Origin of the sequence: Lapidilactobacillus luobeiensis, from assembly GCF_024345205.1 — a bacterium.
Classification (GTDB): domain Bacteria; phylum Bacillota; class Bacilli; order Lactobacillales; family Lactobacillaceae; genus Lapidilactobacillus; species Lapidilactobacillus luobeiensis.
In genome coordinates this window covers 30,885-55,769 of record NZ_BROC01000007.1, presented here as the reverse complement: position 1 = coordinate 55,769, position 24,885 = coordinate 30,885, and the positions used below count along the sequence as shown (strand labels likewise).

General features: G+C 48.3%; 18 protein-coding genes and 1 tRNA gene. 15 read left to right on the top strand and 4 right to left on the bottom strand.

All coding sequences use genetic code 11. From position 1 onward, the window contains the following. The first annotated feature begins 1,220 nt into the window (after window positions 1-1,220). From OCU21_RS04200 to wecB, 4 genes are all read left to right on the top strand, one after another. Window positions 1,221-2,459: an aminopeptidase gene (locus OCU21_RS04200; RefSeq protein WP_261806234.1), complete on the top strand. Its 1,239-nt coding sequence runs from the start codon at window positions 1,221-1,223 to the stop codon at window positions 2,457-2,459. Continuing rightward, window positions 2,456-2,641, top strand: a complete 186-nt coding sequence (locus tag OCU21_RS04195) for a hypothetical protein (RefSeq protein ID WP_261806233.1) — start codon at window positions 2,456-2,458, stop codon at window positions 2,639-2,641. Before OCU21_RS04200 ends, OCU21_RS04195 begins: the two co-directional genes overlap by 4 nt. A 134-nt stretch (window positions 2,642-2,775) precedes the next feature. Continuing rightward, window positions 2,776-2,849 (top strand) — tRNA-Arg (locus OCU21_RS04190). A 214-nt stretch (window positions 2,850-3,063) separates the two neighbouring features. Continuing rightward, window positions 3,064-4,209, top strand: a complete 1,146-nt coding sequence (wecB, locus tag OCU21_RS04185) for a non-hydrolyzing UDP-N-acetylglucosamine 2-epimerase (protein WP_261806232.1) — start codon at window positions 3,064-3,066, stop codon at window positions 4,207-4,209. A gap of 577 nt (window positions 4,210-4,786) precedes the next feature. Here wecB and OCU21_RS04180 read toward each other — a convergent pair. Both OCU21_RS04180 and OCU21_RS04175 read right to left on the bottom strand, forming a co-directional pair. Continuing rightward, window positions 4,787-5,317 (bottom strand): GtrA family protein, encoded by a 531-nt coding sequence (locus OCU21_RS04180; protein WP_261806231.1) that lies wholly within the window; start codon window positions 5,315-5,317, stop codon window positions 4,787-4,789. 6 nt (window positions 5,318-5,323) lie between these two features. Next, on the bottom strand, window positions 5,324-5,779 hold the full coding sequence (locus OCU21_RS04175) for a flavodoxin (RefSeq protein WP_261806230.1): 456 nt from the start codon (window positions 5,777-5,779) through the stop codon (window positions 5,324-5,326). A 321-nt stretch (window positions 5,780-6,100) separates the two neighbouring features. On the opposite strand from OCU21_RS04175, the gene OCU21_RS04170 reads away from it, so the two are divergent. From OCU21_RS04170 to OCU21_RS04135, 8 genes are all read left to right on the top strand, one after another. Beyond that, window positions 6,101-6,442, top strand: a complete 342-nt coding sequence (locus OCU21_RS04170; protein WP_261806229.1) for a hypothetical protein — start codon at window positions 6,101-6,103, stop codon at window positions 6,440-6,442. A 149-nt stretch (window positions 6,443-6,591) separates the two neighbouring features. Beyond that, window positions 6,592-7,182 (top strand): P-loop nucleotide/nucleoside kinase family protein, encoded by a 591-nt coding sequence (locus OCU21_RS04165; RefSeq protein WP_261806228.1) that lies wholly within the window; start codon window positions 6,592-6,594, stop codon window positions 7,180-7,182. 419 nt (window positions 7,183-7,601) lie between these two features. Continuing rightward, window positions 7,602-8,057 carry a DUF3955 domain-containing protein gene (locus tag OCU21_RS04160; protein WP_261806227.1) on the top strand — a complete coding sequence of 152 codons (456 nt, stop codon included), beginning with the start codon at window positions 7,602-7,604 and terminating at the stop codon, window positions 8,055-8,057. 93 nt (window positions 8,058-8,150) lie between these two features. Continuing rightward, complete coding sequence (locus OCU21_RS04155; protein WP_261806226.1) at window positions 8,151-9,083, top strand: 2-dehydropantoate 2-reductase; 933 nt, start codon at window positions 8,151-8,153, stop codon at window positions 9,081-9,083. A 1,252-nt stretch (window positions 9,084-10,335) separates the two neighbouring features. After that, on the top strand, window positions 10,336-11,313 hold the full coding sequence (locus OCU21_RS04150) for a GMP reductase (protein ID WP_261806225.1): 978 nt from the start codon (window positions 10,336-10,338) through the stop codon (window positions 11,311-11,313). A 770-nt stretch (window positions 11,314-12,083) separates the two neighbouring features. After that, window positions 12,084-12,317, top strand: coding sequence for a DUF1858 domain-containing protein (locus OCU21_RS04145; protein WP_261806224.1), 234 nt, complete (start codon window positions 12,084-12,086; stop codon window positions 12,315-12,317). Next, entirely contained in the window at window positions 12,314-13,888 is a 1,575-nt protein-coding gene (locus OCU21_RS04140) for a DUF438 domain-containing protein (protein WP_261806223.1), read from the top strand. The genes OCU21_RS04145 and OCU21_RS04140 overlap by 4 nt, the downstream gene beginning before the upstream one ends. Next, window positions 13,881-14,444 carry a macro domain-containing protein gene (locus OCU21_RS04135; protein WP_261806222.1) on the top strand — a complete coding sequence of 188 codons (564 nt, stop codon included), beginning with the start codon at window positions 13,881-13,883 and terminating at the stop codon, window positions 14,442-14,444. The genes OCU21_RS04140 and OCU21_RS04135 overlap by 8 nt, the downstream gene beginning before the upstream one ends. A gap of 157 nt (window positions 14,445-14,601) precedes the next feature. On the opposite strand, the gene OCU21_RS04130 is transcribed toward OCU21_RS04135, so the two are convergent. Further along, a complete protein-coding gene (locus OCU21_RS04130) occupies window positions 14,602-15,444 on the bottom strand; it encodes a putative RNA methyltransferase (protein WP_261806221.1) in 843 nt (280 codons plus the stop codon). 116 nt (window positions 15,445-15,560) lie between these two features. Here OCU21_RS04130 and OCU21_RS04125 point away from each other — a divergent pair, with 116 nt between their 5' ends. Both OCU21_RS04125 and OCU21_RS04120 read left to right on the top strand, forming a co-directional pair. Then, window positions 15,561-16,238, top strand: coding sequence for an HD domain-containing protein (locus OCU21_RS04125; protein WP_261806220.1), 678 nt, complete (start codon window positions 15,561-15,563; stop codon window positions 16,236-16,238). Between the two features lie 210 nt (window positions 16,239-16,448). Further along, window positions 16,449-17,093 (top strand): deoxynucleoside kinase, encoded by a 645-nt coding sequence (locus OCU21_RS04120; RefSeq protein WP_261806219.1) that lies wholly within the window; start codon window positions 16,449-16,451, stop codon window positions 17,091-17,093. Window positions 17,094-17,197: 104 nt separating this feature from the next. Here the strand turns inward: OCU21_RS04120 and OCU21_RS04115 are convergent, their stop codons facing one another. Then, on the bottom strand, window positions 17,198-18,112 hold the full coding sequence (locus tag OCU21_RS04115) for a peptidylprolyl isomerase PrsA (RefSeq protein WP_261806218.1): 915 nt from the start codon (window positions 18,110-18,112) through the stop codon (window positions 17,198-17,200). Window positions 18,113-18,392: 280 nt separating this feature from the next. On the opposite strand from OCU21_RS04115, the gene OCU21_RS04110 reads away from it, so the two are divergent. After that, window positions 18,393-23,951: a S8 family serine peptidase gene (locus OCU21_RS04110; RefSeq protein ID WP_261806217.1), complete on the top strand. Its 5,559-nt coding sequence runs from the start codon at window positions 18,393-18,395 to the stop codon at window positions 23,949-23,951. Window positions 23,952-24,885: the final 934 nt, after the last annotated feature.

The window sequence follows — 24,885 nt, the reverse complement described above, 5'->3', positions numbered from 1 at the left end:
GTTTGACTTTGAGCATTAACCTAGCTAGGACCGGACACGTCTGTTGGTCTTAATGACCTTATTGAATCAAAAAAATCGCGATAGGATCGTCTATCGCGATTTTTTGTTTGCGCCCGATTTCTAACGCAAAAAACTCGTCAAACGAAATATTGAATAAATATGGGTGCTATCTTATGTGTTAGCAACTCAAGAATTGGTAAGGTTATCGTTATATCTTGATTTGAAAAAAACGGTTTCTATATTTACTACTTCGCTTGCTTGCAGATGTAGTTGAGTTTGGCGGTGACGCAACCGCCTCAGGGCGTTTTTAGTGGCTGGAACGCAGTGGGCATCGTTTGAAGCCAATCCGCAAATACGGCGGCTTGTCTTCAAAGCGAGCCTTTGTCTAAGTAGCTGCTTGCGCACCTACAAAGACAAATTTCACTGCTGAAACGTGTTCGCCGACCTAGCTTCTTCCGCATAGCTACGTTCTTATTCCGGAAGCAAAACACGCTTCCAAAATAAGAACTAGGCTAATGCTCAGAAGCTGACCAGGTCGGCTCACACTCAAGATAGAGCCACACGCCCTGAGGCGGTTGCTGAGCAGAATCGAGCTTATCTGCAATCTGGGCGAAGTAGGTTACGAAGTGCTTTTGCAAGTGTGGCGGTCAAAATGCTATCATTTCATTTTGCGAGAAAAGGCCTGTCAGCTGTTTGACCAGAGTTGCCGTGATCATGTAGTCAATTGTTACGGTGTGACGATCAGTACGAACTTGTGACCACTAGTCATGGTCCTCAACTGCGTGGGAATCTGTCAATTTACACGAGCAGGTGTTATGGCGCGGCAGCTTGATTTGCTTAAAACGGTTGAGCGGGCGGAGTGGAGTGTGGCGGGTGAGATCGCCGTGAAATTGGTCTTAGTGGCTGTGCCACTTAGACCAAGGCCTGATTTTAAGACGCGCAAAGCGAGGCTTAAAACAGCACCCACAGCGAGCTCACCTGCCACACGCAACGCAGCCCGCGGCCAACGTTGGAACGAAACAGATATTTACAGCAAACTCACCTCGAACTACGCAGTGGAAGTTACGGCCAAGATTAGAACGGTCTAGTTTTTCACCGCAATCTTCCCCGCCATCCGCAATGAAAGTGACAGCCAAGCTACAAAGAAGCCCAAAAGCCCCGTTGCGCCATGCGCGCCACGTGTTAAAATGAAGAGATAGATTATGAAAAGAGGTTATCCCATGACTACACCAAATTTAACGCAACAATTGCAGACTTATGCCGAGTTAGCGATCAAGATCGGCCTAAATATCCAACCTGATGATTTGATGACGTTGTCGATCGATATTGAACAGGCGCCATTTGCTCACTTATTGGTCGCAGCCGCGTATCGTGCAGGTGCCCGCAATGTGATCGTGCAATGGCAGGATCCACAATTGCAGCGGTTGGCGCTTCGTTATCAATCCGAGGATGAGCTCAGCACGGTTTTGCCTCATCAGGAAACGTTATCGGAATTTATCGCGGTCCAACGGGTCAAACGGCTAGTCGTGATGTCCAGTGACCCGGATACGTTTGCTGGCTTGCCCGCGGCTAAGATCGCGGCTTATCAACGTCGTGATAGTCAAGGGATCCAAGCGGTCAAAAGCGCGACGCAAAGTAATCGGCTCAGCTGGCTGATCATTGGCGCCGCAAGTCCGGCTTGGGCACAAAAAGTTTTCCCAGAAGCGTCACCGGCGGAAGCGACTGCGCAACTTTGGCAAGCGATTTTTAAAACGATGCGCTTGGATACGCCTGATCCTGTTCAGGCTTGGGAAGATCATCGCGCCCGGTTGAGCGCCAAGGCCAAAATGTTGAATGATTATCAATTTGACCGGTTACACTACACGGCGCCGGGGACTGATCTGACGATTGGCTTACCGCGAGATCACCGTTGGGAAGCGGCTGGGGCCAACAATGAAAAAGGTGATTTCTTTATTCCGAATATGCCGACTGAGGAGGTTTTTACTGCGCCGGATGCTAAACGTGTTGATGGCACAGTGAGCTCCACGAAACCGCTCAGCTATGCGGGGACGATTTTGTCAGGATTGCAATTCAAGTTTGCTAAAGGTAAGGTCGTTGAAGCTCACGCGGAGCAGGGGCAGGCAACTTTGGATCATTTGTTGAAAACAGATAGCGGCGCCCGTCACTTGGGTGAGGTCGCGCTGGTACCAGATCAGTCACCGATCTCCCAATCAGGGCTAACCTATTTCAACACATTGTTCGATGAGAACGTCTCAGACCACTTGGCGCTCGGCGCGGCCTATCCTTTCTCAGTTAAGGACGGTACGAGTATGTCCAAATTGGCGTTACAAAAGGCGGGGCTTAATAGTAGCCAGATCCATGTCGATTTCATGGTCGGCTCAGCGGCGATGGCGATCGACGGCATTACTAAAGATGGCCAAGTCGTACCTTTGTTCCGCCAAGGAAACTGGGTCGAATGAGTAGCGGCTGGTTGATGCTTAGCGGCGCTTTGATCATTTTTACTTGTTTTGCGGCGGGGATCACTTATATGAACTGGGCGCAGTTACGGGATCGCCGGATTTTTCTCACGATCACGGTGATTTTATTTTTGAGTACGTTGGTTTGTCTGTGGCAACTCTTTCATGGGCTGGGGACGTTTTAGGAACGGGCATTGACTGCTGGGTATTCCGAACACAGGTCCCTGGCAGGAGGCGTTTCATTGGGGCGAGCCCGAAAACTTCTCCGGGATTCAGATTGCTTAACCTTGCGAAAACTATTATAATTAATAGGTATTTTGCAGTGGTAGCTCATCTGGATAGAGCAACGGCCTCCTAAGCCGTAGGTGGAGAGTTCGAGTCCCTCCCACTGCATTGGAAGTCCCGAGAGATCGGGGCTTTTTTGTCGGCTATGAGGCTGACCGTGAGTTCGCTCAGGTTTGTGTTTGCCAAGAATATCTGGCTTGAGTTGGCGAGTGTGTTCAGGTGGGGAAACGCGGAAATAACGAGAAAATAACTTCGATTTTATTTTCACAAATATAGTATAATCAGAATTAATGAAACGAATTGATGAGAGGCAGGTAGTCTGATGGCAAAGCAAATCAAAGTGATGACGGTTTTTGGTACGCGACCAGAAGCGATCAAAATGGCGCCACTGGTCCAGGAATTACAGCGACGGCCTGAGTTTAAGGAGATCACGGTGGTCACGGCGCAACATCGGCAAATGTTAGACCAGGTCCTCGAGATCTTTAAGATCACGCCAGATCATGATTTAGATATCATGCGACAGCGGCAGACGTTGAGTCAGATCACGGGTCGAGTATTGACAGGGATCGAAGCGGTGATCGCTGAAGAAAAACCGGATATCGTTTTGGTCCATGGGGATACGACCACGTCAATGGCCGCGAGCTTGGCGGCCTTTTATCAACAGACTATTTTGGGACATGTGGAGGCGGGCTTACGGACATGGAACAAGTATTCGCCTTTTCCAGAAGAAATGAATCGGCAGATCACAGATGATCTGGCTGACCTTTACTTCGCGCCCACGAGTCAGAGTAAGGCCAACCTGTTGCAAGAAAATCACCCTGAAAAACGGATCTATGTTACTGGTAACACAGCAATCGACGCTTTGAAACAAACGGTCAAGGCAGATTACCATCACCAAGTCCTCGATGAAGTCGATCCCACTAAGAAAATGATCTTGGTCACGATGCATCGTCGGGAAAATCAAGGTGAGCCAATGCGCCGTGTCTTTCAGGCGATGCGTCAAGTCGTTGATAGTCATGACGATGTGGAGATCATTTATCCCGTTCATTTAAATCCTGTGGTTCAGGAAGCGGCCCATGAGATTTTAGGCGCTGATCCACGGATTCATTTGATTGCTCCTTTAGATGTGGTCGATTTTCATAATTTGGCTGCGCGTTCTTATTTCATTATGACTGATTCTGGCGGTGTTCAGGAAGAAGCGCCCTCGTTAGGTAAACCTGTGTTAGTTCTGCGGGACACAACCGAACGTCCTGAGGGGGTGGCCGCGGGTACATTGAAGTTGGTCGGAACTGATCCAGAAGCGGTCAAGACCAATATGTTACGTCTGTTGGAGGATCCGGCCGCCTATCAGGCAATGGCGCAGGCCAAGAATCCGTATGGCGATGGTCATGCGGCTACGCGGATCTGTACGGCGATCCAGGCCTATTTTGACAATGGTGTTGCCCGGCCAACTGATTTCAAGAATTAAAGTGCGGAGCGAGTCGGTTTGCTTGTGAGCATTAACCTAGCAATTGTTTTGGAAGCGTTCCTTGCTTCCGGAACAATTGCGTAGTTAAGCACAACAAGCAGACTTGCGCAGCACGTTTCAAAAAAAATCAGAGTGCGAGCGAGGATGGGTGGCTGCGAGCATTAGCCTAGTCATGGTTTTGAAAGCCGCTTTTTGCTTTCGGAACAATAACGTAGCTAAGCACAACAGCCAATCCTCGCACAGCACGTTTCAAAATCAGAGTGCGGAGCACAACGTGTTGACTTTGAGCATTAACCTAACAAAGATTATGGAAGCGTCCTTTGCTTCCGGAATTTTTGTGTAGTTAAGCGCAAAAGTCAGTTGTGCACAGCACGTTTCAAAATCAGAGTGCGGAGCACAACGGGTTGACTTTGAGCATTAACCTAACAAAGATTATGGAAGCGTCCTTTGCTTCCGGAATTTTTGTGTAGTTAAGCGCAGAAGTCAGTTGTGCGCAGCACGTTTCAAAAATAAATAAAAAAAGCTGAGGATGACAAGTCACGATCGTGGTGTTAACCACGGAGACTTGGTCAAAAACTCAGCTTTTTTTCTTAGGCGTTTCTTCATCTGCTGGTGTGGCCGCCGGTAAAGTCGGTGAGCCATGATGCCGTTGCAGCCGTTGTTGGCGCAATTTACGTAATCGTGCCGTCATTTCCTTTTGTTCCTTACTAAAGGTGAAGCGGGTGGTGGCATAATTAAGTAGCCCCACTAGTAATTGGTCGATCGTTTTGGCCCAGAAACTGGACATATGCAAAATACTGATCCCTAAGACCATGATCGCCGAGTCCGCTAGTAAACTCATCCCCCGAAAGAAAAGAAAAGCGATTATCTCGGTGAATAAAGCATAGCCAGTAGAATACTGCGACTTAAAGACGATCGATTTATTGGTGAAGAAGCCGAATATCACTGAAATGAACCAGGCCAAAGTATTCGCAAAAATATAATGGATATGAAAAACGGATTTGATCAACATGAATGAGCCAATATTGATCAGGGACGCGAGAAAACCAAAAACCGTATAGATCAGAAAATCCCGATGGCGGAAGAGGAACTCACGAAATTTCATCATCGCAACTTACCCGTTTTGTTGAGCGCGAGTGATCAAGGCTTGAACGAATTGTTCCAAATGCTCGATATCCTCCGCTTCAGCCGCCAAGTCAATCTTGACGCTTTCAGCGCCTTTGACCGCGCCAGTTTGGGCCAGAGCTCGGTCGAAATCATCGACAGTGGCGCAGAAGTGACCTTCATAAAAAAGGTCACCAGAGCCACAAGTGCCGTAGACCTTGCCGCTAAGGTCTTCCTCTAGTAGATCGTCGTAAAAGTCCTGCGCTTCATCAGGCATATCACCTTCGCCGTAGGTATAAGTGACGATCACACAAATATCCGCGTCTTCAAAATCCGCCGCGTCGGCCTGCGAGATCTCCGTGGTCTCGACCTCCACATCATGATTTTGAAAAGCCTCTTCAACGATCTCCGCGATTTCTTCATTGTTACCAGTCATGCTGGCGTAAACGATTTTGGCAGTAGTCAATCCACGTACCTCCGATTAGTCATTCTAGACTCCATTATAAAGGATTTAGCTGTTAAATAGCCAATAACTTAGAAATTATACCAGATTTTTAACGAAATTCAATGGTAACGATCAAACCGCAAAACCGCCGTGCTCAAGAGAACGCTTGCGCCTTAGTCGTGTCAGTGGCAGAAACTGGCGGTGGACTCGGTGAACGATCGTCAAGTTATCAGACGAACGAGTTTGCTATTTTATTGATAAATTATGACCGACGGCTTGGTTGGCTCAACGAAAAAGGGTAGAATTAAGAGAACGGGCAAAGGGTTCAAAGGAGTGGGCAAAATGCGACGACAAAGACGAATCGGGCAGGAAGAGACGTACCATGAACCAGCGGATGTTGTCTATCATGATCGCCAAGAGGACTATCACGACGGCGATACTTGGCATGAAAATGTTAAAGTAACGCGTCATGAGACTAGCGATGTTGGTTCGGCTTGGAACGATTTGGGACCAACCAATACCAAAGTAACCAAGCAAAAGCAAGCGCACGAAAAAAAGGCGGGGCCAACTGAGCGAGAACAAAGATCTGGTAAATTGGTTTATTTGATCCTACTTATTTTAATTGCGGTGAAGTTTTTGCCGGTGATTTGGGATAATTTTTTTAGTTGGTTCGGCGGTTTCTAAAGCAACTGTCCTTTATAAACGACAGTTGCCACAAGCCAGTCTAGCGAAGGATCTTTTCCAGTGGGACTTCTCCCTAAGTAGTTGTGGCGCGTAGTATGATTAGCAAAACGGCCAGTCGCTCTGGTTAATTTAAATGATAGGTGATCAAAATGATTATTTGGTTAAATGGCGCTTTTGGCGTCGGGAAATCACAAACTGCTGGCGAGCTGAATCGGCGGTTGAACGGCTCATTACGATATGAGCCAGATAATGTCGGGCTATTATTGCGCAAACAATTACCCAAGTCGTTAAATCTCGATAATTTTCAAGATTACCCTGAATGGCGGCAGTGGAATTATCAATTGTTGCGTAAAATCGCCTTGCAAGGCCAACAAACGGTGATCGTACCACAATCATTAGTTGAACCGCAATATTTTGATGAAGTGATCGGGCGTTTGCGTCATGATCAGATCGATGTCCGTCATTATTTTCTGACAGCTGACCCTGAAACAATCAAGAAGCGCTTGAAGTTACGCGGTGATCTACACAATCAGTTTACCGTCAAGCGACTGCAGACCGATGTAAGCGCAATCGATACGGTAAAATTCGCCCAGGTGATCGACACCTCACAAATGACTTTCGCGGAGATCGCGGACTTTATTGCCAAGGACTGTTCATTACGGATCCAACCGGCAATCAAAAATAAATACGCGCAGGCCGCCGTTCAGTTCGGCGATTCAGTCAAAAACCTCTGGCGCTGATCTTGATCTCCAAGACAGAAAGCTAAATTGCGTGCCAAACGATTGCCACGGCCGTTCTGCTATGGCGTGATCGGTTAGCTGTTTTGCTGACGGGTCAACATGACTTCGCCGATGCTTTCAACAGTGAATAGTAAATAGTGTCGTGACAATGAAGTCGACCACTAAAAGAATCAACGCGACATTGCTTAGATATTACAGACTTTCAAAAAAATCAGATGTGGGTAAACGTATTGAAATCTTAGCGTTACGGCGTTACATAACGTCGATCGCTCGCAGTTGGGTCAAGGATGCTAGCCAGACTAGCGTCGATTTTTAGTTAGGCTTGTTCAACGAGCTAGGTTACGGTGCTGCCGCTTGCAACGCAAGCTAGGCAAAAACGTTCGTGGCTGTTATACCTAAAAGTGACAGGAGGAAGTTATTTGGATTTCGGAGGACAAATCAAGAAGATCCGGCAACAACACGCCTTAACGCAGGAACAGTTAGCGCAACAGTTACACGTGTCGCGGCAAACTGTTTCTAGTTGGGAGAATAATCGTAATTTGCCCGATCTGGCCATGGTGGTCACCATTGCCCAACTTTTCCAAATCTCTCTTGATCAATTGATTTTAGGAGACGAAACGATGGCAAAGAAATTAGTTAAAGATGGTAGTCAAGTACGCTTGGCCCGGCTCAATATCGCGACCGTGATCTTATTTGTATTAGGCGGCGCCTGCTTCTTGTCGGCGGCATTGATCGGCTCCTCGGTGGACAGTAATGGGATCTTACATGAACCCTTCTTCCTGATCCCGATCGGCTATTTATTGCTCTTTGGTGGGCTTATCGTGCTATTGGTCAACTTAGGATTGCGGCTTTACCACCATTTTAAAGCGAAATAGCAAGGCGTTATCAAGGTCAAATGCGGCAAAATTGGTTAGAATAGACCTGTAACTTAGCTGTGTGTAGCACGTTTCAAAAAAGGAGTTTTAGTCATGAAAATCGCAATTGCAGGCGCGGGCGCAATGGGTTCCCGGTTCGGGGTCATGCTTAGCCGCGCGGGGAATCAAGTCATTCTGATCGATCAGTGGGCAGAACATGTGGCGGCGATCAACGCCAAGGGTTTGACCGTTGATACAGAAACCGGCAGTTCCCAAGTCCACTTACCGGCATACTTGCCGGCACAAGTGACGGAGAAGCCGGAGTTAGTGATCCTCTTTACCAAATCCATGGGTTTACCGAAAATGTTAGCGGCGATCGAACCGATCTTGACACCAGAAACGAAGATCGTTTGTCTATTGAACGGCTTGGGCCACGTGCCGACCTTAGAAAAATACGTTCATCAAGAGAATATTTTTATGGGTGTGACGTTGTGGACAGCAGCGTTGATCGGACCGGGTCATGTTAAACTAGTTGGTGATGGTCGCGTCGAAATTCAAAATATCGTGCCGACGGAACAAGCGGCGGCCGAAGAGATCTGTCGCGTTTTCAGCGCGGCGGGGTTGAAGGCGGAATATAGTCCCAATGTGATCTTCTCGATCTGGCGAAAAGCCTGTGTCAATGGGACCTTGAATACTTTATGCACGTTATTGGATTGCAACATCGCCCAGTTAGGCGCGTTGCCACAGACCGCGAAATTGTTGCGCCAGATCATCGCCGAGTTTGCTTTGATCGCCAAACATGATGATCAGGTGGACTTGCCCGTGGAGCCGATCGCCCAAGACGTCGAAGCTCTGTACGATCCGAAAAAGGCGGGCGAGCACTATCCGTCCATGCATCAAGACCTGATCGAGCATCATCGTTTGACCGAGATCGATTATCTGAACGGTTACGTCGCGAAGAAGGCGACTGCCGCCGGTTTAGCGACACCGATCTGCCAGCTTCTGACCGAGTTGATCCATGCGAAAGAGGCTTTGCTGGTCAAGTAGTGTTGCACTGCTGGTCGGTCATGGAAAAATGGATTAGAGTTATCATGAATGAATCAGTACCACAGTTGGGCAATCGTTAAGGCGATTGCCTTTTTTGTTGGGGTTGATTGCAAGTGTGATGGGTTTGGATGTGGACGCAACCGGCTGGGACCGCTGATGCGGACTGGAAACGTGTTCGCCGACCCAGCTCCCTGCGCTTAGCCATGCAATTGTTCCGGAAGCAAAATGCAGCTTCCAAAACAATTGCTAGGCTAATGCTCAGGAGCTAATCGGGTCGGTTCACACTCTGTTTCGAACGTGGTGGGCATCGTTTGAAGCCAATTCCAAAAGCGAGAATTGTCTTCAAATCGAGCCTTGTTCTAAGCGGCAAAGCCGCCAAGGACAATTTCACCACTGAAACGTGTTCGTCGACCTAGCTTCTTGCGCTTAGCTACGCAACTATTCCGGAGGTACAAACCAGCCTCCAAAATAGTTGCTAGGATAATGCTCAGAAGCTACCCAGGTCGGCTCTCACTCTAGATAGAGCCGCGCAGTCCCAGCCGGTTGCTAGGCAGAATTGAGCCTATCTGCAATCGAAGTGAAGGATTAGACGAAGTGCTTTTGCAAGTGCGGTGGTCAAAACAATCGGCCTTTTTGGGGTGGTACGGCAATGCTAACGGATTTGGATTAGGAGATTGAGACAGTTTGCGTAGGCTGAACATCTCCGCTTGTTTTCTTAACAATTCTTGAGTGGCAACCGAATGATTCAGTTGATTCACTAGATAACTAGGCTTGTTTATCAGACAGATTGCACTGACTGGTGTTATCAATTTAAAGCTTGCAATCACTAACTAAGACCGTCATTTGCGTGGATCCCCATCAATTGGTCATAGCTTGCCAGTTGGCGTGAGTGCTCAAACGGCTGTTATAACGTTGAGCGGCTGGAGCGGAGAAATTCGGGGTGAGATCGCCGTGAAATTGTCCTTGGCGGCTTTGCCGCTTAGGACAAGGCTCAGCTTTGAGATTCGCGGGTTTCGCGAAGCTCAAAGTGACGCCCACAGCGAGCTCACCCCGAATTTCGCAGCGCAAGCTGCGGCCATGATTTAAATATTTACTACCCGCCGCACCAACAGCGAGAACATCGGCCATCAAATGAAAAAGGACAATAAGGATAACAACACAAATATAGTTCGTATTTTACTTGCTTATCAGCCAATAAATTGTTAAGATAGTTCTGGCTTCAAAAATATACGAACGATATAGGTGAGTGTTCATGAATACATTTGATTACGATGACGTCCAATTGATTCCCCGTCGCTGTGTGGTCGACAGTCGTCAAGAAGTGGCGACGGCAGTGAAGCTGGGAGATTATGAGTTTAAGATCCCGGTGGTCCCGGCCAATATGCAGACTGTGATCAATGAGCCTTTGGCGGTGTGGCTGGCTAGTCATGGTTATTTTTACGTGATGCATCGTTTTCAACCGGAAAAACGCTTGGCTTTCGTTCAGAAAATGCATCAACATAACCTGTTCGCCTCGATCTCAGTGGGGGTCAAACCGGATGAATTTAAATTTGTTGAGGAACTAAGGGCGGCTCAAGCGACGCCTGAATTTGTGACCATTGATATTGCCCATGGTCATGCTGATTCGGTGATCGCGATGATCAAATTTATTAAAAAAACTTTGCCGGAGACTTTTGTGATCGCCGGTAATGTGGGGACTCCAGAAGGTGTTCATGATTTGGAAACGGCAGGCGCCGATGCAACGAAAGTAGGGATCGGCCCTGGTCGCGCGTGCATCACGAAGATCAAAACGGGTTTTGGTACTGGTGGTTGGCAACTATCTGCCTTGGAATGGTGCGCCACGGCTGCGACGAAGCCGATCATTGCTGATGGCGGTATTCGGACCCATGGGGATATTGCCAAGTCGATCCGCTTCGGTGCAACAATGGTGATGGTCGGCTCGATGCTGGCTGGCTTTGAACAATCGCCTGGTCAAATCGTAGAACACGCTGGTAAAGTATTTAAAGAATATTTTGGTTCCGCGTCCGAAAATCAAAAGCATGAACATCATAATATCGAAGGTAAGCATTTATTATTACCGTTGAAGGGCGATCTTTATCAAGAATTGACCGATATGGAAGAAGATCTGCAATCGGCGATCTCTTACGCTGGTGGTCGTGAGCTGGCGGCTTTGCGAGATGTGGATTACGTTCTCGTGCGCAACACGATCTATAACGGCGATCACGACTAAGCCGAGTCAGTTCACCTACTTTACAAAAAATTTCTGAACCTTTTCCCGAGCAGTCGGTTTGACCAAAAGTGGTCGAGCCCCTGCTTTTTTAATTGCCGTGATCAGGCAATTATTTTGTCAACATCCCCAATCGGCGTTGCAATATTTTGCTTGATTTGATTAGCTTGTGCGGTGTACTGTATTTGAAACGTGCGTCGCACAACTGACTTCTGCGCTTAACTACGTCAGGCTTCCGGAAGCACAATCCGCTTCCGAAATCCTGACTAGGTTAATGCTCAAAGTCAACCCGTTGTGCGTCGCACTCTGATTTTGAAACGTGCTCACTGACCTAGCTCCTTGTGCTTAACTACGCAATTATTCCGAAAGTAAGGCCCACTTTCAAAACAATTGCTAGGTTAATGCTCAGGAGCTGACCAGGTCAGTTCGCGCTTTGCTTTGAAACGTGCGTCGCACAACTGACTTCTGCGCTTAACTACGTCAGGCTTCCGGAAGCACAATCCGCTTCCGAAATCCTGACTAGGTTAATGCTCAAAGTCAACCCGTTGTGCGTCGCACTCTGATTTTGAAACGTGCTGCGCGAGGATTGGCTGTTGTGCTTAGCTACGTCATGGTTCCGAAAGCAAAGTTCAGCTTTCAAAATCATGACTAGGCTAATGCTCGCAGCCACCCATCCTCGCTCCGCACTCTGTTTTCTGAATTAAATTGAATTGTCCACAATTTATCACGGGCATCATGGTACAATGAAGAAGTAGAAAAGTGAGGTTTTGCGGATGACAACGAAGACAATTAGTTTGGATCGACCGGTTTTCGATTTGCTGAGCGAAGTTCCTGAAGTGCAACCGGTGATGATCGCGATCGGGTTAGATGGCGTGACCAACCCGCTCTTGTTACAAACCGCCGGTCGTTTTATGACCTTGCGCAAAGGTGCAAAAATGAAAGAGATCCCATTAGCACAACTAATAACGGCGTTACATAACGCCGGATTCGAGGTGGCAGAAGCATGAGTGCAGCTGATCAAATCAAGCATAACGCCGTTTATCGCCAACAGAAGATCGTCGAGATCTTGAAACTCTTGCATAACGGTGGTTCTTTTGAAAAAGCCAAGGCGATTTTTGATGAGACCTTCGATCAAGTAGATGTGGCTGAGATCACTTCAGCAGAACGAGAGTTGATTGCGAGTGGCTTAAATCCCATGGAGATCCAACATTTGTGTAACGTTCACGCCGCAGTCTTCAAGGGTAAAATCACGGATGAACAGACCACGACACCTGATCAAGAGCAGCCAGGTCATCCCGTTCAAGTTTTAAAATTAGAAAATCTGATCATCGGCTCGTTGTTGCAGGATGAACTATTGCCTTGTTTGAAGAAGTGGCAGCAATCTGGTAGCGATGACGTTTATTTGCAGCGGATGCGCAAGGCATTGCAGGATCTGACAACGATCGACCGTCATTATACCCGTAAAGAAAATCTGATTTTTCCGTTGATGGATAAGTACGGGATCACTGCGCCTCCAAAAGTAATGTGGGGTGTTGATGATCAGATCCGTGATTTGATCAAACAGGCAAATAAATTGGTCGCGCAAGAGCCATTGCCGGACAAGTATGTTATCGAAACGGCCATTGAAGCGGCCAACAAAGAAATCAAAGAAATGATCTTCAAAGAAGAGGAGATCATGGTGCCGATGGTCAATGAAGTATTCACCGTGGCGGACTGGGGCTTGATCGCCGCGGAAAGTGATCCGATCGGGTACACCTTGATCGCGCCACCGTTGCCATGGCGACCGACCGCGGCGCAATTGGCCGCGGCTACACCGCAAGTGGACTCAAAAATCGCCAATGAGTTGAATGAGATGGCGCAAGCTTTGGCGGATCAGCAAACTCCTGGCCGGCTGAAGATCGATCCCCAAGTCAAAAATTACAAGGTCAAAGAATTTAAGGAGCAATTGGGTACGCCGGCGCCGTCTTCTGCGTCGACCACTGATACGCAGGCAGCGACTGCTGAACCTGATCCGGCAGTGGTGCGACCTGACGTAGCTACGCCAGCAGGGTCGTCTGCGAAGGAGGCAATGGCTGACTATCAGCCGACGCAGTTGTTGTTGAATGCGCAAGGTCAAGCCCAGATCGCCTTCAATAATGGTCAATTAGATTTAGGAGAGTTGACGGGAATCTTCAAAGTTTTGCCGGTGGATCTGACCTTTGTCGACGCCAATGATCAAGTCGCTTGGTTTTCTGACGATGGGGATCGAGTCTTTCCCCGAACGAAAGCGGTCGTCGGGCGGGCAGTCATTAATTGCCATCCGCCAAAAAGTGCGGATCGGGTGTTGAAGATCTTGTCCGATTTTCATCAGGGCCTTCGTGATCACGCTGATTTTTGGATCGATTTTCGCGGTCGTCGGGTCTATATCCGCTACTTCGCGGTCCACGATGAACAGGGCCAGTACGCTGGTTGCTTGGAGGTCACTCAAGATATTACTAAGATCCAGCAATTGACGGGACAAAAACGCTTGGAAGATGAACCGACCCCGACGGTCAAGGATCCTGCGGGAGCGGATTCGGAAGCCGGTGGTGATGATTAAGGCGCTGGAATGTCAAAGCGGTCATTTGTTGATCCGCGTCTATCAAGGCGACCTGACTAAGGTGGCAACTGACGCGATCGTTAACGCGGCCAATCCTTGGATGAACCCTGGCGGCGGCGTTGATGGGGCAATCAACTTGGCGGCAGGACCAAAATTAGCGCCTTTGCAACGTAGCTTAGGCCCTTTAGCTGTGGGGGAGGCGGTCTTGACGCCTGGCTTTGAATTGCCAGCCAAGTTCATTATCCATACAGTCGGTCCGATCTATCGGCCGGAAGCCCATGTTCAGGCCAGTCAAGCCTTGCAACAGTGTTATCAGAATTGTTTAGCCTTAGCGGCGACGCGACGGTTGACCAGCGTGGCTTTTCCTGCGATCAGCACTGGCGCTTACGGGTTTCCTGTCGGCTTGAGCTTGCCGCTAGTTGCCAGTGTTTTACGTCAGTTTGGCCGCGAAGAAAATTCAGTTCAGCGGGTCGAATTGGTTTGTTTCAAAACAAGCACAGCCCAAGCCTATCATGATTATTTCAGTACCGACTTTAATGAACTTGCCTACTTGTGAGTTCGATCGGGTCGATGACTAATCGGGTCTAGATCCGGTCAAAACCTATTAGCTGTTTGATCAATGTGTTTGCCTTTTTCAGAGCGTCAAAAAAAGTCGCGTGCCTCTTCGCTGTTAGGGAGTGGCGGCGACTTTTTAAATCAAGAAGAACCGGCGATCAGTGGGCTTGGATCACCAGCAGGTCAATGGTGATCGCGCTAAACGGACGGGCGGCCAGCGCAGTCTTCTGGGCGGTCGTTGCCTGCCATTCTAGTGGTGACATTTGCATTAGGTCAGCGAAGGCCGCCGCATCAGGAAGTTGATAAGTATAGGTCAGCCGCGTTTGTTGATCGATGGTCATTTCCTGGGCCAGGTGGTCGAGCACGCGCTGATTGGAATAGGCGATCTTGTCACCGGGGAGGAAATGTTGGCGCAATTCTTGCAAGTAATGGGCTTCAGGGATCACTTTGAGCAAATGACCGTTGGGACGCAAGACCCGTTGGAATTCGCGGTAATGGGAGGGTGAAAAAATATTCAGGATCGTACTGGCTTGCTGATCAGCAAAAGGTAGATTGGTCAGATCGGCGATGCACCAAAAAGCGTTGCTCAGCGGCTGGCCTGTCGCTAAATAAACGCCATCCTTGCTGATATCAAAGCCGATCTTGGCCTCAGAGCTCGGTCGAGCTTGACCTAGTTGAGCGAGGAAACCACCTTCACCACAACCAACATCAATGGTCAGCGGATCATCATCTGGTAACCAGTCCTGCAAAAGCGTGACTAAAGGTTGGAAGATCCCGCGTTGGATCATCCGGCCACGGGCGCTGAGCATCGCGGTGTCATAATCTGTTTTGATCTGATGAGGCAAGAAATATAAAGACCCCTTTTTAGAGAGATCGAAGCTGTGACCGTTGCGACAAGCCAAACCGCTGGCCGTGCTGTGCAAGGCCTGTTGGCACAGGGGGCACCTAAAAAAATGGGCATTGTTTTGGAGAAATAATTGAGCGCGCTGACTTTTTTTCATGGATCGTCACTTTCCTTGCTTGCTGAGATATGCTAAAGTTTATTTTAGCATTTTTGGTGACGCTCTGCGATGGTCGCCGCGTTATTCGTGAAGACAAAGGTATTGGAGGAAGCAAGATGGTAGAGATCGAGGTACTTGTGGATTTTGTCGCCGAACAGAGCGCTAAAGATCATTCGGGACATGATTTGGCCCATATTCAACGCGTGGTCAAACTCAGCGCGTATTTGACCCGATATTATCCCCAAGCCGACCAAAACGTGGTGCTAGCCGCGGCGTGGACCCACGATGTTTTGGATGAAAAATTGGTTTCTGACCCGACGCAATTGCGCGTGCTCCGGCAGCGTTTGACTGGTCGTTATCAACAAGCGGGCTTTAGCGCGCCCCAGATCGAGGCGATCTACGCGATCATCGATCACCTGTCTTACGCCCAAAATCTGCGCACCCATTGGCAATTGTCTTTGGCGGGGCAACTGGTCCAAGACGCGGATCGTTTAGACGCGTTAGGCGCGGTGGGGATCGGCCGGGCTTTTTATTATGGCGCTAGTACTGGGGCGCCGATGTTTGATCCTGAGTTGGCGCCGCGAACGACACTGGATCATCAAGCGTATCGACAAGTGACGCCTGTGATCAACCATTTTTATGAGAAACTTTTCCGTTTGGCCGCGCTAATGAATACAGCTGAGGCACGGGCGATCGCGGAAAAACGGACCGCGATCATGCGCCAGTTCGTGACCGATTTCAAGGCAGAATGGCAGTTTGACGAGAAAAATCAAGCCGCGCAATCAGGGAACTGAGTTGCTGGCCACTACATTTAGTGGCCGCTGGTTAAAATCAACACAAGTGATTGTATTTTTCTGCTTGAAAAAAGGGCAAAGCTTTTGTATGATAGATAAGGTGTTTTTGGCGCGATGGTCAGCAGGCTGGTCATCAATTCTCATTGGCCGTCAAAAATAAGGATCGCCTGATTCGCGACGGTCAAGTCTAAAAAGAATGGAAAGAATGTGATGACAGTTTTAGTACTTAGTGGGGCCATTGGAGCCGGCAAATCATCATTAACAGGATTGATTGCGAAACGTTTAGGAACTGAAGCTTTTTATGAGAGTGTGGATGACAATCCGGTCTTGCCATTATTCTATGATGATCCAAATAAATATGCTTTTCTCTTGCAGATCTACTTCTTGAACACCCGTTTTCACAGTATCAAGCGGGCCTTGGCGGCGGATAATAATGTGCTCGATCGTTCGATCTATGAGGACGCGCTGTTCTTCCAAATGAACGCGGACATGGGTCGGGCCAATCAGACTGAGGTCAAGATCTACAAGGATCTTTTAGCGAACATGATGGAAGAGATCAAGGGGATGCCTAAGAAGAATCCAGATCTGTTGATCCATATCGACGTGTCTTACGAGACGATGTTGAAGCGGATCACCAAACGGGGTCGTTCGTATGAGCAGGTGACCACGGATCCTTCCCTGGTCAAGTATTACCACACCTTGTTGGATTACTACGAGCCTTGGTACGAGAACTATAACTACTCACCGAAGATCCGGATCGATGGCGACAAGTATGACTTTGTGGAAAACGAACGAGATCGGGAGATCGTGCTCGATCAGATCGAAACTAAATTAACAGAAATGGGTAAGATCTAATTAGGATCACCCTAAAATAATGAAAACACAAGAATCACGGCGCGACTTTTCAAAAAGTTGCGCCGTGATTTTTGTGTTGGGTCGATTCGAGTGAAACGTCAAAGCTACTCTGTGGCTTTAGTGCTGATGCTGGTTTTATAAGTATTCAAGGCGCTCTTTAAGTCGGCGTCTTTGATGACCACTTTTTCCCGTTTGAGCACTTCACTGATCACTGCTTGCATCGTGGTCGCGTTACGAGACCAATTCGCGTAGATCGACTTCGTCAAGGTGGCCTTGGCTGCTTTGAAGCTTCCTTTGCCAGCGTTTTTGACGACCTTGATCACTTCGTAACCATTGGTGACCTTTACTGGTGTGGTGGTGAAGGCCCCGACTTTCAAAGCATAGGCGGCATCCTTAAAGGTCGAATCCAAGGTGCGATCGGTGGAATCAAAGGCGGCCAGTTTGCCCCCGTTATCTTTGGTCGCATTGTCCACTGAATAGGTTTTAGCCAACTGGGAAAAATCAGCGCCAGCCTGCAACTGTTGGATCACTTCCTTGGCGGTGTTTTCGTCGGTAACTAAAATGTGTTGGACCGTGACTTGGGGACGGTACTTTTTCCAAGCGGTTTTTAATTGGGCGTTACTGACTGGCTTCAGATCTTTCAAGGCGACTTCGCTTAATAAGTTGGTGCGCAGACTGCGTTTAAAGGTCTTCTTAGTAAAACCGTTTTGACTTAAAAAGCTGGTGAATTGATCGCCATATTGTTGTTGATAGCTTTGATATTCCTTTTGGACCTGAGTCTTGCTGACTTCTTTGCCGTAGCTTTGGTCTAAGGCCGTGTAGATCAACAGATTGGCCAAGATCGTTTTGCTAGTCGGTGAGGCCTTCAATTCTTGATAAAATTGTTCCTCGGTCACTTTGCCTTGTTGGTAGGTGGCGATGGTTGGGTCATTGGCGGCATTTTGTTGGCAGCCACTCATTAAGAAGAGGCCGAAGATGACCCCTAAACCGCCGAAAAGCCCATTTTTAATTTTTTTCACAATAAAAACTCCCTCATGCTTAAAATTCAAAATTGAATAGTGCCCATTTTACAGGCTTAAATGAGAAAATTCAACTCTTTTATCATAAATATTTTCAAACTAGGCTATTTTTTTGATAAATAGCGGACAATATGAGAGAACTTGACTATTTATGACATCAATTTGAACAAATAATTAAAAATACGTTGATTTTTTTAATTTAAGGGATATAATATCTAATCATAACATGGCATCTGGGGTTCCAACGGGCATGTTGACAACGTTATTTGGAGGTTATTGAATGAAACATCGAGGGAAGAAGCTATCACTTTTGCTGACGAGTACCGCAGTTTTGGGATTGTTAACGACAGTCTCAGTCAATGAACTGCAGGTCAAAGCGGCGATTGGTGAACAAGCGGGCAAGCAGGCCAGCACCAACAAGACCAAGAAGAAGGCAGCCGAGCAAGCCACGACCAGCACTACGGAAAAGGCGATCTCAGCGCAGTTAGCGGCGCAGGGGATCGATTACAGCAAATATACACCAGCGCAAAAGCAGGATGTTTATGTTGATGTGATCGTGCAATTGAATCAAGCGCCAGCGGCTGAAAATGGCAGTGTTGAGAATGATTATTCTAGTACAGCCGAGATCCAACAAGCCTCCGATCAAGTGATTGCGGCGCAAGCAAGTGTCAAGCAACAAGTCCAAGCAATCACGAAGCAAGGCGTTTCTGAGAGTTATGGTTACGTCGTCAATGGTTTTGTGACTAAGGCTAAAGTTCGTGACTTAGCCAAATTGCAAGCGATCGCCGGCGTCAAGACGGTGACTTTGGCGAAGGTTTATTACACGACGGATGCTAAGGCCAATGAAATGGGCAATGTCCAGTCAGTTTGGTCTAGTTACAAGTATAAGGGTGAGAAAACAGTCGTTTCCGTGATCGATACGGGGATCGACCCTAACCATAAAGATATGCGCTTAAGCGATGAGAGTAATGTGAAACTGACTAAAGCTGACGCTAGTGACTTTGCCGCGGAAGCTGGACACGGTCAGTATTTCACGGCTAAGGTCCCTTATGGCTTCAACTACGCAGACAATAACAATATCATCACTGATGATGATCCAGCCGAACAACACGGGATGCACGTAGCCGGGATCGTTGGGGCTAACGGCACGGGCAGCGATCCAACAACTTCAGTCGTTGGGGTCGCGCCAGAAGCGCAACTTTTGGCGATGAAGGTCTTTACCAATTCAGATACTTCATCGACGACTGGCTCGGCGACGATCGTTTCCGCGATCGAAGATTCGGCTAAGATCGGCGCTGATGTTTTGAACATGTCCTTAGGTTCGACGTCTGGCAGTCAAACCTTAGCTGATCCTGAACAAGCAGCCGTCCAAAATGCGATCGACGCAGGGACAGCCGCCGTGATCTCCGCCGGTAATGAAGGGACCACTGGTTCAGATCAAGAAGGCGTCAATAAAGATTACTATGGCCTGCCTGATAGCGAAACAGTCGGCACACCAGGAACTTCGCGAAGCGCGACCACAGTTGCTTCGGCTGAAAATGTCGAGGCGATCAGTGAAGCAGTTACGATCACCAATAACGCTGACGCAGATTTCAAGTTAGGACCTGAGGCGATCCAGCTATCAGACGCTAGTTTTGAAACGGCTTTTGATCAAAAACAATTCTATGTGGTCAAAAATCAAGCAGGCGAACTGGGCGTTGGCTCACCCGATCAATATAGCGCCGATGTCAAAGGGAAGATCGCCATCGTTTTACGTGGTGATTTGGCCTTTACTGAAAAGCAAGCCAACGCGAAGAAGGCTGGCGCCGCTGGATTGATCATCGTCAATAGCGCCGATACCGCGGATCCGTTGACTTCGATCCAACTGACGACTGATTTTCCATCATTTGGCTTGGCTGGGACGACTGGACGAGCTTTGGCCAAATATGTTGATGAAGGCCATGCTGACACGGCCTTCAACGTGGGGATCGGCTTGGCCCAATTGCCAAACCAATTGGTGCAGACAGATAGAATGTCGACCTTTACTTCTTACGGGCCTGTTTCTGATCTTTCCTTTAAGCCTGATATCACCGCACCAGGGGGCAACATCTGGTCGACTCAAAATAATAATGGTTATATCAATATGTCAGGGACGTCGATGGCTTCACCATTTATCGCCGGGACCCAGGCCCTATTGAAACAAAGCATGACCAACAAGGACAATCCGTTCTATGAATTGTATCAAGGCCTGAGTGGCGCGGAAACAGTCGATCTGATCAAAGCCATTGAAATGAATACGGCGAGACCAGTTCATGACGCTGATCATGGCGAAGTGATCGAATCACCACGACGTCAAGGTGCGGGCTTAGTCGATGTTGACGCGGCCATCAAGGCGTTAGAAACTAACCCCTCAACAGTCGTCTCTGACAATGGTTATCCGGCGATCGAATTGAAGGATTTCAGCAGCACAGAGAAAACCTTTACTTTGACCTTCACTAACCGGACTAAAAATGATCTGACTTATCAGTTGGACCAAAACGAAGATACGAATGCTGTATACACTTCGGCGACTGATCCTGCAGACGCGATCCTTTATGACCAAGCTATTGCTGGCGCGTCGATCAAGGCCAATGAGCCGATCAAGGTCCCTGCTGGTCAAAAAGTCCAGGTTTCCTTGACCTTGAGTTTGCCAGAGGATCTGGAGCAACAACAGTACATTGAAGGTTTCTTAGCTTTCGCTGGTAGTGATGGTAGTCGTCTCAGTATTCCTTACTTAGGCTTCTATGGGAATTGGGGTCAAGATAAATTCTTTGATACGTTGAACGGCTTGGCATTCTCGCCACAAGGGACAGGCAATTACGGTACGACCGCGCTGGGACGTAATACCGCCTCAGGCAACGCCTACTACCTCGGCTTGACCACGGATGATAAAGGTTACGCTTATGTTGATGAAGATGCGATCGCCTTTTCAACGGACTCGCGGGCTTTCTTCAATGAGATCCAATTTGATTACTATCTGTTCCGGAACGCGCAAAATGTTTCTGTCGATATTTTGGACGCGGATAATAATGTGGTCACGACCTTAGGTAAATCGACCAATCTGACCAAGACTTATTTCTATTCCAACGGCGGTTACTACACGACCTTCACCGCGCCAAGCTGGGACGGGACGTACTACGATCAAGCCACAGGCGACTACAAGACCGTCGCTGACGGGACTTATTCTTACCGCTTGACGGGAACACCAGAAGGTTCCGACCAAGAACAGTCTTACAGCGCTAAGTTCAAAGTCGATTCCGTCGCGCCAACGATCCGCAATATTGGCTTAGATGTTCAAGAAGATAAGGATGGCAAGACTTATTACGCGACCGCGGAAGTCAAAGATAGCGGGAGCGGACTTGATATCGATCGATCGGCGATCACCGCGATCAATGGCATTGTTGCCCAAGGCGGTAAGTTCGAAGTCGAGGGCAGCACTGCAGATGGTTATAGCAAGGTCACTGTCCCATTGACGACCGAGCAGGCGCAGGCGTTAACTAATGGTAAAAATACCGTTGAATTGTATTTGACTGATAATGCGACGAATGCCGCAGACGAGATGACGCCTGTCCAAAAACCAGGTGAAACTAGCTATGACCTAGTTCTCTTGAACGGGGGCATCCCAGAGGTTCTTAGCACGGCTACGCCTGACGTCATTTCATTAGACGCTGGGACTTACGGTTATCGCTTGACGGGGACCTACCCAGGGAAAGTTTACGGCACCTATACTGACGAGAATGGTCAGGAACAAACTTTAGATGTTTCTAAGATACTGTTCACGAATTACTTCAACGCGATTTTACCATTGACCGCAGGCAAGGATTATGACAGCACCGTGACCCTTTACAGCGATGAAGACCATGAAACGCCTCTCGGCAGTTATCAAACTCGGGTCAGCTTAACACCGCCAGCATTTGCGGAATTGAATGTTGCTAGTGGGACCTCTGAACAAGAAGCACCAGTTTCTGGGACCGTTAGCGCTGATACTGTCGCTGTTCAAGTCGCGGCTAATGGCAAAACGATCACAGCCGACCTCGATGCGGACCATCACTTTACGGCCACTGTCCCAGTTGTTTATGGCGACAATGAGCTGACCTTCACCGCGATCGACGCCGATGGGAACACGACGACGGCCACTAAGACGATCAAGTCCTCTAATGATCCAGATCTTTTGAATAACGCCGTTACCTTTGATCATGGCGTCAAGTTTGGTTCCAATAACTTGAGCTTGGCCGACACCAGCTATTATGATCCCGAAACTGGTATCGCGACCATCACGGGGCACGTCAAACATAACACAACGACGTTGAAGATCGACGGCAAGGATGTTCAGATAAATCCTGATGACTTGTCCTTCTCAGTGAAATTAGAACTGGGACATGCTGGGCAGAAACCATTCTCAGTGATCGTTGGGGATACCACTCAAAATAAGACCTTCCAAGAGACGTTATCCTTCCTATTGGATACTGAAGCGCCAGTTTTGAACCTGAATAATCCAACTGATCAAGTCGTTAAGACCAATGATCCAAATTACACGGTCAGTGGTACGGCGACTGACAATGTGGATTACTTTGATCTTTATATCAATGGCAGCAATGTTGACGCGACTTACAGTGACATCGACATCAATAGCGGTAAAAGTGGCAAGCTAGAATTTAGCAAAGACATTACCCTGAACCCAGGTATCAATGTGATCACCGTTACAGTCACGGACTCAATGGGTAACCCGACGACCAAACAGATCCATGTTGACTATCGCGCTGAAGCAGTGTTAACAGCACCAACGATCAGTGAAAATACCAAGGAACCAGCGACCAGCGTGACATTGACCGCAGAGGCCAGTGCAACTGATGAGACTGTCGAATATAGTACGGATGGCGGTCAAACTTATCAGGCAGTGCCAGCAGAGGGTGTCGTGGTCAAAGAAAACGGTAATGTTTTGTTCAAGTCGACTGATGGTTACGGCAATGAATCGCCAGTAGTCACTTATAACGTTAGCAATATCAGCGCGACTGTACCGACTGATCCTGAGGATCCTGACGATTCCGACGCGGCTGCTTTAAAGGAAGCGAAGACTGCTTTACGAGAAGCATTGACACATGCGCGGGAATTAGGCGCTAGTGGCGATTATACCCATGATTCGGCGCAAGCATTAGCTGCTGCTCGTGCGGCCGTTCAAGCAGTGCTCAACGATAAAGAAGCTACGTTGGCTGACGTGCAAGCGGCGGCAGCGAACTTAAAAGCGGCTGAGGACGCGTTGATCCCGAAGGCAGACGATCCAGCAGCGGCAACAGTCTTAGCGACGGCCAAAGCAGAGTTGCGGACAAAATTGGCCGAGGCTCGTGATCTAGGTAAGAGTGGTAAATATACGCACGCGACAGCCCTGATCCTAGCGCAAGCTCGCGAAGCCGTGGTTGCGATCTTGAACAAATCCGATGCAACTTTGGCAGAGGTCCAGACCACGACAGCGCAACTAGAAGCGGCTATCAAAGGCTTAGAGCTGAAGTCGGGATCCACTGACACGACCGAGGAAGAACCAGCAAAGGATCCAGATCAAACAGAAAAACCAACAACTGGTGCGAATCAAGGTCAAACTAGTGGTAGTCAGACAAATACGTCAGCTCAAAACCAAGGCGCAGTTCAAAAAACGAGCACGAACGCTGCTAAGACAGTGAAGGCAAGCAAAGCCAAGCAAACAAATGCGGCTAAATTGCCACAAGCTGGGGAACAAGTGGAACCACAACTTGGTCTTTGGGGCATCATCCTCGCCAGTTTGGCTGGACTGTTAGGTCTAGGTAAGCGGCAACGGCGGCATGATTAGATCAATGAGATAATCAGCAAGCGCTTAGAACTTTAGTATGCTAAGTGAATATGTCACCGCAATGGTCCGAGAAAATTATTTTCTCGGGCTATTTGTTATGGATCGACATGCTGTTAATTTCAAAAGTGTCATTATATTGAGCCAATTTACAAAGTGCCGGTTCTGTATTTATTTCTCCGCTTGATTGCAGGTGTGGTGGGGTTTGGTGGTGACGCAACCGCCTCAGGGCGTTTGTGGTGGCTGGAACGCAGTGGACGCTGTTTTGAGACAATTCAAAGATCGAATTGTCTCAAAATCAGGTCTTTGTCTAAGTGATAAATCACTAAGACAAATCTCACTGCTGAGCCACACGCCCTGAGGCGGTTGCTAGGCAGAATGGAGCTTATCTGCAATCTTGGCGAAGTAGTTTGCGAAGTGGTTTTGCTAGTGGGGTGGTCAAAATGCTATCATTTCATTTTGTGAGAAAAGGCCTGTCAGTTGTTTGACTAGAGTTGCCGGTGATCAGCTAGTCGCTTTCTACGGTGTGACTATCGGTACGAACTTGTGATCACTAGTCATGATCGTCATTGCGGTGAAATTTGTCAATTCACACGAGCAAGCACTATGGCGTGGCAGCTTAAACTACTTACAATTGTTGAGTAACTGCAACGGAGTGGTTCGGGGTGAGATCGCCGTGAAATTGGTCTTAGTGGCTGTGCCACTTAGACCAAGGCTCAGCTTTGAGATTCGCGTACTTTGCGAAGCTCAAAGTGACGCCCACAGCGAGCTCACCCCGAACCACGCAGTGGAAGTTACGGCCGAGATACGGGAGCACAGCGAGCTTACCCGCCACATGCAGCGCAGCCCGCGGCCAAGATTGAAACGAGACAGCCACCCACAGCAAGCTCGCCCCGAATCACGCAGGAGAAGTAAGGGGAAAACTAGTATTAGGCTA

Bases quoted from the DNA above. Each gene is read 5' to 3' on its own strand.
- OCU21_RS04200 (WP_261806234.1), top strand. From the start codon at position 1,221: ATGACTACACCAAATTTAACGCAACAATTGCAGACTTATGCCGAGTTA.
- OCU21_RS04195 (WP_261806233.1), top strand. From the start codon at position 2,456: ATGAGTAGCGGCTGGTTGATGCTTAGCGGCGCTTTGATCATTTTTACT.
- wecB (WP_261806232.1), top strand. From the start codon at position 3,064: ATGGCAAAGCAAATCAAAGTGATGACGGTTTTTGGTACGCGACCAGAA.
- OCU21_RS04180 (WP_261806231.1), bottom strand. From the start codon at position 5,317: ATGATGAAATTTCGTGAGTTCCTCTTCCGCCATCGGGATTTTCTGATC.
- OCU21_RS04170 (WP_261806229.1), top strand. From the start codon at position 6,101: ATGCGACGACAAAGACGAATCGGGCAGGAAGAGACGTACCATGAACCA.
- OCU21_RS04165 (WP_261806228.1), top strand. From the start codon at position 6,592: ATGATTATTTGGTTAAATGGCGCTTTTGGCGTCGGGAAATCACAAACT.
- OCU21_RS04155 (WP_261806226.1), top strand. From the start codon at position 8,151: ATGAAAATCGCAATTGCAGGCGCGGGCGCAATGGGTTCCCGGTTCGGG.
- OCU21_RS04150 (WP_261806225.1), top strand. From the start codon at position 10,336: ATGAATACATTTGATTACGATGACGTCCAATTGATTCCCCGTCGCTGT.
- OCU21_RS04145 (WP_261806224.1), top strand. From the start codon at position 12,084: ATGACAACGAAGACAATTAGTTTGGATCGACCGGTTTTCGATTTGCTG.
- OCU21_RS04140 (WP_261806223.1), top strand. From the start codon at position 12,314: ATGAGTGCAGCTGATCAAATCAAGCATAACGCCGTTTATCGCCAACAG.
- OCU21_RS04135 (WP_261806222.1), top strand. From the start codon at position 13,881: ATGATTAAGGCGCTGGAATGTCAAAGCGGTCATTTGTTGATCCGCGTC.
- OCU21_RS04130 (WP_261806221.1), bottom strand. From the start codon at position 15,444: ATGAAAAAAAGTCAGCGCGCTCAATTATTTCTCCAAAACAATGCCCAT.
- OCU21_RS04125 (WP_261806220.1), top strand. From the start codon at position 15,561: ATGGTAGAGATCGAGGTACTTGTGGATTTTGTCGCCGAACAGAGCGCT.
- OCU21_RS04120 (WP_261806219.1), top strand. From the start codon at position 16,449: ATGACAGTTTTAGTACTTAGTGGGGCCATTGGAGCCGGCAAATCATCA.
- OCU21_RS04110 (WP_261806217.1), top strand. From the start codon at position 18,393: ATGAAACATCGAGGGAAGAAGCTATCACTTTTGCTGACGAGTACCGCA.